Here is a 6,741-nt window from a genome sequence, read left to right as displayed (position 1 = left end):
GTTTTCAGCCCGTCCGGCGTTTGAGGACCGGGGGTTCGGGGGCAGCGCCCCCGAGTGAGTGACGGGAACGGGTAGGGGCGGCGGGGGCGAGGGAAGTCAGCCGAAGAAGACTCCGACCTCGTCGTACAGTCGCGGATCCACCGTCTTCAGGCGGGCCGTGGCCTCCGCGATCGGGACGCGCACGATATCGGTCCCCTGGAGCGCGACCATCTTGCCGAAGTCCCCGTCCCGCACGGCCTCGATCGCATGCAGCCCGAACCGCGTCGCCAGCCACCGGTCGAACGCGCTCGGCGTGCCGCCACGCTGGACGTGCCCGAGGACGGTCGTCCGTGCCTCCTTCCCCGTACGCCGCTCGATCTCCTTGGACAGCCACTCCCCCACACCCGACAGCCGCACATGCCCGAAGGAGTCCAGCGACCCGTCCTTGAGGACCATGTCGCCGTCCTTGGGCATCGCCCCCTCCGCGACGACCACGATCGGCGCGTACGAGGCCTTGAAGCGCGAGGTCACCCAGGCACAGACCTGGTCGACGTCGAAGCGCTGTTCCGGGATGAGGATGACGTTCGCGCCGCCCGCGAGACCCGAGTGGAGCGCGATCCAGCCCGCGTGCCGCCCCATGACCTCGCACACCAGTACGCGCATGTGCGATTCGGCGGTGGTGTGCAGCCGGTCGATCGCCTCGGTCGCGATCCCGACGGCGGTGTCGAAACCGAAGGTGTAGTCGGTGGCGGACAGGTCGTTGTCGATGGTCTTCGGTACGCCGACGACGGGCACCCCGTACTCGTCGGTGAGGCGCGCGGCGACCCCGAGGGTGTCCTCGCCGCCGATCGCGATCAGGGCGTCGACCTCGCACTTGGCGAGGTTGTCCTTGATCCGGCGGATGCCGTTCTCGGCCTTGAGGGGGTTGGTGCGCGAGGAGCCGAGGATGGTGCCGCCGCGGGGCAGGATGCCCCGCACGGCGGGAATGTCGAGCCGGACGAAGTCGCCTTCCAGCGGACCCCTCCAGCCGTCCCGGAAGCCGGTGAAGTCATAGCCGTACTCCTGCACGCCCTTGCGGACGATGCCCCGGATGACGGCGTTGAGCCCGGGGCAGTCGCCGCCTCCGGTCAGTACTCCGACCCGCATGGAAAGTCCCTTCGCCATGGTTGGCTGACGGAACTCACGCTAATAGTGATCCAGGTCACTCCAGGAGAGGGCGGAAGGTCAATTCCGATGCAATGTGCGGGAGTTGATCACTCGTCATCACTCGTTGGTGTATATCGGGGGGTTTACGCGTCGTCGAGGCCCCGCTCTATGGCATAGCGCACCAACTCCACGCGGTTGTGCAACTGGAGCTTGCCCAGGGTGTTCTGGACGTGGTTCTGCACCGTGCGGTGGGAGATCACGAGGCGCTCGGCGATCTGCTTGTAGCTCAGGCCCTTGGCCACCAGCCGGAGCACCTCGGTCTCCCGCTCGGTGAGCTGCGGGGCCCTCGGCTCGTCGCCGCCGGTGGCGGGACCGGGGTCGGAGGCGAGTCTGCGGTACTCGCCGAGGACCAAGCCGGCGAGGCCCGGAGTGAAGACGGGGTCGCCGACGGCCGTGCGGCGCACCGCGTCGATCAGCTCCTCCGTGGAGGCCGACTTGAGCAGATAGCCGGTGGCGCCGGACTTGACCGCCTCCAGGACGTCGGCGTGCTCACCGCTCGCGGAGAGGACCAGGACGCGCAGGGCGGGGTTGAGGCCGACGAGTTCCTTGCAGACCTGCACACCGGGCTTGGCGGGCAGGTTCAGGTCCAGCACGAGGACGTCGGGCCCGACGGCCTGGGCCCGGCGCACCGCCTGCTCGCCGTCGCCCGCGGTCGCGACCACGTCGAACCCGGACTCGGCGAGGTCCCGGGCGACCGCGTCGCGCCACATGGGGTGGTCGTCGACCACCATGACCCTGATCGGGGCCTGTCCCGTTCCCTGCCCCGGCGACTGCCCTTGTCCCTCGCTCATGCCTTTTCCGCCTTCCCCCGTGTGCCCTTGAGCCCCTTCGAGGCCTTCGGTGCCTGCTTCGGTACCTTCAGTTCCACTTCCGTGCCCTGGCCCGGCACCGAGATCAGCTCGGCGGTGCCCCCGATCTCGCGCAGCCGTCCGCGGATCGACAGGGCCACCCCGAGGCGCCCCTCCCCCTCGGCCTGGGCGAGCCGTCCCTCGGGGATGCCGGGGCCGTCGTCCCGTACGGTCACGATCACCTCGTCCGGCTCGTCCTCGACCAGGATCCAGGCACGGGCGTCCTCGCCCGCGTGGCGGTGGACGTTGTCCAGGGCCGCGCCGACCGCCGCGGCCAGTTCCCTCGCGGCACCGGCCGGGAGCGGCACCGGGGTGCCCGGCTCGGAGAACGTCACCTTCGCGGTGGCGTACGGGGCGAGCAGCGGGCGCAGATCACGGGGGGCCAGGTCGTCCTGCGGGTCCGGTTCGTCCACCGTGCGGACGACGGCGCCCTCGGCCTCGTCCTCCGAGAGCCGCGAGACGGGTACGAGTCCGCCGGAGACCAGGGTGCGCAGCGCGACCTCCTGCTCGCCGGCGAGGCGGCCCAGGTCGGCGGCCTCCCCGCCGATCGCGGAGCCGCGCCGCTGCACCATGGCGAGCACCTGGAGGACGCCGTCGTGGATGTCGCGGGCGAGCCGCTCGCGTTCGCGGGTCGCCGCCTCGATCTCCAGGGCGCGGGCCAGGGTGCGCTCGGAGGCGCGGGCGACCTCGACGACGTATCCGATGGCGATGGAGGCGACCCAGACCAGCAGCACGTTGTGGAGGGTGTCCTCGCTGAGCGCGCCGCGCTGCAGGACGTTGGCGACGCCGACGAGCGCCGAGGCGAAGGCCGCCCAGCGCCAGCCGCCCTTGATCGCGAACGCCAGCACCGCGCCCGCGGTCCATATCGACGGGAGGGTCGGGCCGCCCGCCACGATCCGCTCGTGTGCGTCCGCGACCGGGGTGAGCAGGATGCCGGTGAGGGCGACGGTCAGATCGGCCGCGAGGAAGGGCTTGGTGCAGCTCTGTGCGTTCGCCACCTTGGGCAGGGTGGCGAAGGTCCAGGCGAAGAGCAGTACGTAGTAGCCGATGGCCACTTCGGGGCGGACGAACTCGTCGTTCTTCGCCACGAAGAGGCCGATCGCGTAGAACAGCGTCAGGACGCGGTACCCCGTGAGCGCGCGCCACAGCGGCTGCTCGACCGACATCCTCATGACTCTCTCGCGCTTGGCCATGTCCCCCAGTACCCCATCCCCCGTGGCCGCGTCCAGGTCTACGAGCCGGTCTGCTCCTTGTCGGCCCGCTCCTGGCCGGTCTGCTCCTGGTCCGCCGCCTGGCGTCCCCGGTCGGCTTCCTTCTGCGCTTCCCTCTGGACTTCCTTCTGGGCCTGCTTCTGCGCCTTCGCCGCCTCCGCGATCTGCCGCTTGGCGGCCGTCGCGTAGATGTCGACGTACTCCTGCCCGGAGAGCTTCATGATTTCGTACATGACCTCGTCGGTCACCGCGCGCAGCACGAAACGGTCGTGCTCCATGCCGCTGTAGCGGCTGAAGTCCAGCGGTTCGCCGATGCGGATGCCCGGGCGCATCAGCTTGGGCATCACCTTGCCGGGCGGCTGGATCTTCTCCGTGTCGATCATGGCGACCGGGATGACGGGCGCCCCGGTGGCCAGCGCCACGCGCGCGAGTCCGCCGGGCTTGCCCCGGTAGAGGCGGCCGTCGGGCGACCGGGTGCCCTCCGGGTAGATACCGAAGAGCTCGCCGCGCTCGACGACGTCGATCCCGCTCTTGACCGCGGCCTCGCCCGCGCCACGTCCGCCGGACCGGTCCACCGGCAGCTGCCCGACGCCCTTGAAGAAGGCGGCGGTCATCCTGCCCTTGACGCCGGGGGTGGTGAAGTACTCCGCCTTCGCGATGAAGGTGACCTTGCGGTCGAGGACCGCGGGGAGGAAGAACGAGTCCGAGAACGACAGGTGGTTGCTCGCCAGGATGGCCGGGCCCTCGGCGGGAATGTTGCTGAGGCCTTCCACCCAGGGTCTGAAGGCGAGCTTCAGGGGCCCTCCGATGGAAACCTTCATTGCGCCGTAGATCACCCGGGTTGCCTCCTGTTTCTGTCGATCAGACCTTAACCCGGAGCACCGTCAATGGGCCCGACGGCCCTGGTCGGTGTCAGTGCCGTCGCGTACGGTGAAGTACGCCTCGAAGCTTCGGGGTGATCGTCGCGTCGCCCTTGAACGAACAGGAGACCGAAGGTGCCGGTCCTTCCCGGAGCTGAGCCGTTCCACCACGAGGGGGGAGAGGTCGGGGTCCTCCTCTGCCACGGCTTCACCGGTTCCCCGCAGTCGCTGCGCCCCTGGGCGGAGTATCTCGCCGAGCGCGGTCTCACCGTCTCGCTGCCGCTGCTGCCCGGACACGGCACCCGCTGGGAGGACATGCAGCTCACGGGCTGGCAGGACTGGTACGCGGAGGTGGACCGCGAGCTGCGCGCCCTGCGCGAGCGCTGCTCCCAGGTCTTCGTCTTCGGTCTCTCCATGGGCGGCGCGCTCACCCTGCGGCTCGCCGCGAAGCACGGCGACGAGATCAGCGGCATCGTGCTCGTCAACCCGGCGAACAAGGTGCACGGCCTCGCGGCGTACGCACTGCCGGTGCTCCGTCACTTCGTCAGGACGGTGAAGGGCATCACCAGCGACATCGCCAAGGACGGCGGCATCGAGATCGGCTACGACAAGGTGCCCCTGCACGCGGCCCATTCGATGCGTAACTTCTACCGGCTCCTCGACGGCGAACTGCCGCAGGTGACCCAGCCGATGCTGCTCCTGCACAGCCCGCAGGACCACGTCGTGCCGCCCGCCGACTCGGCCCGCATCCTCAGCCGGGTGTCGTCCGTGGATGTCACGGAGATACTTCTGGAACAGAGCTACCACGTCGCGACGTTGGACCACGACGCGGACCGGATCTTCGAGGAGAGCTTCGCCTTCGTCTCCCGGCTCGCACCCGGTGCCGGCAAGGAGGCCGGCGCGGGTCAGGCGAGTCAGCAGGAAGGGACGGCCACTGGTGGCTGAGCACGACGCGGACCGCGAGCCCGACGAGAAGGACGCGGCGCCCGGCGGGGAGCAGGGCCCGTCGTTCGACGAGACCGCGGCCTGGGAGGCCATCGTGGCCGGATACGGCGACGAACCGCCGGACCCGCCCGGCGCGAAGCCCTTCAAGTCCGTGGAGGACCTGGCGCTCCTGGAGCCCGAGACGAACGACGCCGGTGGCGCGGGCGACTCCGGCGGCAAGAGCTCCGCGACGCCCAAGGGCGCCAAGAGCAAGCAGGGCGGTACGGACACCACGGGTCCGGAGGCCGACCCGGAGACCGACGCGAAGGCCGGGCCGAAGGACGAGCCCGGCGCGGGGAAGCCGCTCGGCAGTTCCGTGGCGTTCGCGCCCGGTGTCGCCGGTCCCCGTGACTTCTCGATGCCCGAACCGGCCGAGGAGGACTTCGACGAGGACGACGAGGGCCACTTCGTGCCGCCCGAGCCGCCCCCGCTGCCCGCCGCGGACGCCACGGCCAAGTTCGCCTGGCTGGGTGTGATCGGCGGCCCGGTGCTGCTGCTTCTCGCGGTGCTGCTCGGCTGGGAGATGACGTGGTACCTCGCCACGCTCGGCATCGGCGGCTTCCTCGGCGGGTTCGCGACGCTGGTGGGGCGGATGCGGGGCGACGAGGAGGACGAGGACGATCCGGGGCGCGGCGCGGTCGTCTGACGCGCGGCGTCTCTGACGTCCGGCGTTTCCGACGTCCGGCGTTTCCGACGTCCGGCGTTTCCGACGTCCGGCGTTTCCGACGCCCGGCGTTTCCGACGCCCGGCGTTTCCGACGCCCGGCGTTATTGAGCGGTGGGGATTCTGAGGGCTGCCAGGACCGGGAGATGGTCCGTGGCGGCCCTCAGGTCCGCCTCGGTCACTCCGGGCTGGTCCAGGGGTACGCCGCAGCCCAGGATCTGTACGCCCGCGGTGGCGAAGAGCGCGTCGATGCGCTGGTGGGGGTCGCCGGGCGTGGAGGTGTGTTCGCCGCCCCAGGGAGCCACCGCCCAGCCGTCCTGGAGCGCTGCCGCGAGGCGCTTGAACGTCCGGCCGTTCGGGCGCTCGTTGAGGTCGCCGCCCGCGATGGCGTGCGGGGTGTCCAGGGCGGCGAGGCTGTCCAGGAGCAGGGCGCCCTGCTTCTGCCGCTCGTCCTTCTGGAGGGAGAGATGGCAGCTCAGTACGCCGACGCGGGGGCCGTCCGCCCCGCCGAACCGTACGACGGCGGTCGCGAAGCCGCGTCGGTGCAGGCCGGGGGTGAGGGGGAGGAGTACGTCCTCGGTGCGTTCGACCGTGGCGCGCAGGGAGCAGAGGAGGGCGGGGCCTGACGCGGTGGCTCCGCCGGAGAGGACGACCTGGCCGGAGGCCGCCGCCAGGCGGGCCAGTTTCTTGCGCCAGCGGAAGAAACGGGGGGCTTCCTGGAGGAGGACCAGGTCCGGTTCGCAGGCGGCGATCACGCGGGCGAGTGCGGTGGTGTCGTCCCGCATGGACCGGATGTTGTAGCTGAGGACCCGGACGACGACCGAACCGTCGGACTCCGTCCGGGGACCGGGCAACGGGTTTCCTGCCGGAATGGTCGACATACGGATCAAGATATCCCGCGGGCCGGTGGGGGCTGGTCGCGCAGTTCCCCGCGCCCCTGGAAGACTTAAATGAGGGGGGGCGCCCCCCCCATGAGGGGGGGGGGGGACA

7 protein-coding genes are annotated in these 6,741 nt (G+C 70.7%); 2 read left to right on the top strand and 5 right to left on the bottom strand.

The window, feature by feature from the left end:
* Positions 1–96: 96 nt before the first annotated feature.
* The 4 genes from ACFVH5_RS43525 to ACFVH5_RS43510 form a co-directional block, all read right to left on the bottom strand.
* Positions 97–1,125 carry a 6-phosphofructokinase gene (locus tag ACFVH5_RS43525; protein WP_385839228.1) on the bottom strand — a complete coding sequence of 343 codons (1,029 nt, stop codon included), beginning with the start codon at positions 1,123–1,125 and terminating at the stop codon, positions 97–99.
* A 143-nt stretch (positions 1,126–1,268) separates the two neighbouring features.
* Complete coding sequence (locus ACFVH5_RS43520) at positions 1,269–1,916, bottom strand: response regulator (protein ID WP_385839231.1); 648 nt, start codon at positions 1,914–1,916, stop codon at positions 1,269–1,271.
* A 56-nt stretch (positions 1,917–1,972) separates the two neighbouring features.
* Positions 1,973–3,226 carry a MacS family sensor histidine kinase gene (macS, locus tag ACFVH5_RS43515; RefSeq protein WP_384809379.1) on the bottom strand — a complete coding sequence of 418 codons (1,254 nt, stop codon included), beginning with the start codon at positions 3,224–3,226 and terminating at the stop codon, positions 1,973–1,975.
* A 38-nt stretch (positions 3,227–3,264) separates the two neighbouring features.
* Positions 3,265–4,065 (bottom strand): lysophospholipid acyltransferase family protein, encoded by an 801-nt coding sequence (locus ACFVH5_RS43510; protein ID WP_385839230.1) that lies wholly within the window; start codon positions 4,063–4,065, stop codon positions 3,265–3,267.
* A 174-nt stretch (positions 4,066–4,239) separates the two neighbouring features.
* On the opposite strand from ACFVH5_RS43510, the gene ACFVH5_RS43505 reads away from it, so the two are divergent.
* On the top strand, positions 4,240–5,049 hold the full coding sequence (locus tag ACFVH5_RS43505) for an alpha/beta hydrolase (protein ID WP_385839227.1): 810 nt from the start codon (positions 4,240–4,242) through the stop codon (positions 5,047–5,049).
* Complete coding sequence (locus tag ACFVH5_RS43500; protein WP_385839226.1) at positions 5,042–5,734, top strand: hypothetical protein; 693 nt, start codon at positions 5,042–5,044, stop codon at positions 5,732–5,734. Before ACFVH5_RS43505 ends, ACFVH5_RS43500 begins: the two co-directional genes overlap by 8 nt.
* 121 nt (positions 5,735–5,855) lie before the next feature.
* Here ACFVH5_RS43500 and ACFVH5_RS43495 read toward each other — a convergent pair whose 3' ends face one another.
* Positions 5,856–6,632, bottom strand: coding sequence for an endonuclease/exonuclease/phosphatase family protein (locus tag ACFVH5_RS43495; RefSeq protein WP_384809385.1), 777 nt, complete (start codon positions 6,630–6,632; stop codon positions 5,856–5,858).
* Positions 6,633–6,741: the final 109 nt, after the last annotated feature.

Source organism: Streptomyces sp. NPDC127119 (genome assembly GCF_042677425.1).
In the GTDB taxonomy this organism is placed as follows: domain Bacteria; phylum Actinomycetota; class Actinomycetes; order Streptomycetales; family Streptomycetaceae; genus Streptomyces.
Note: the sequence above shows the minus strand (reverse complement) of the source record. Positions and strands in the feature narration are given on the sequence as shown.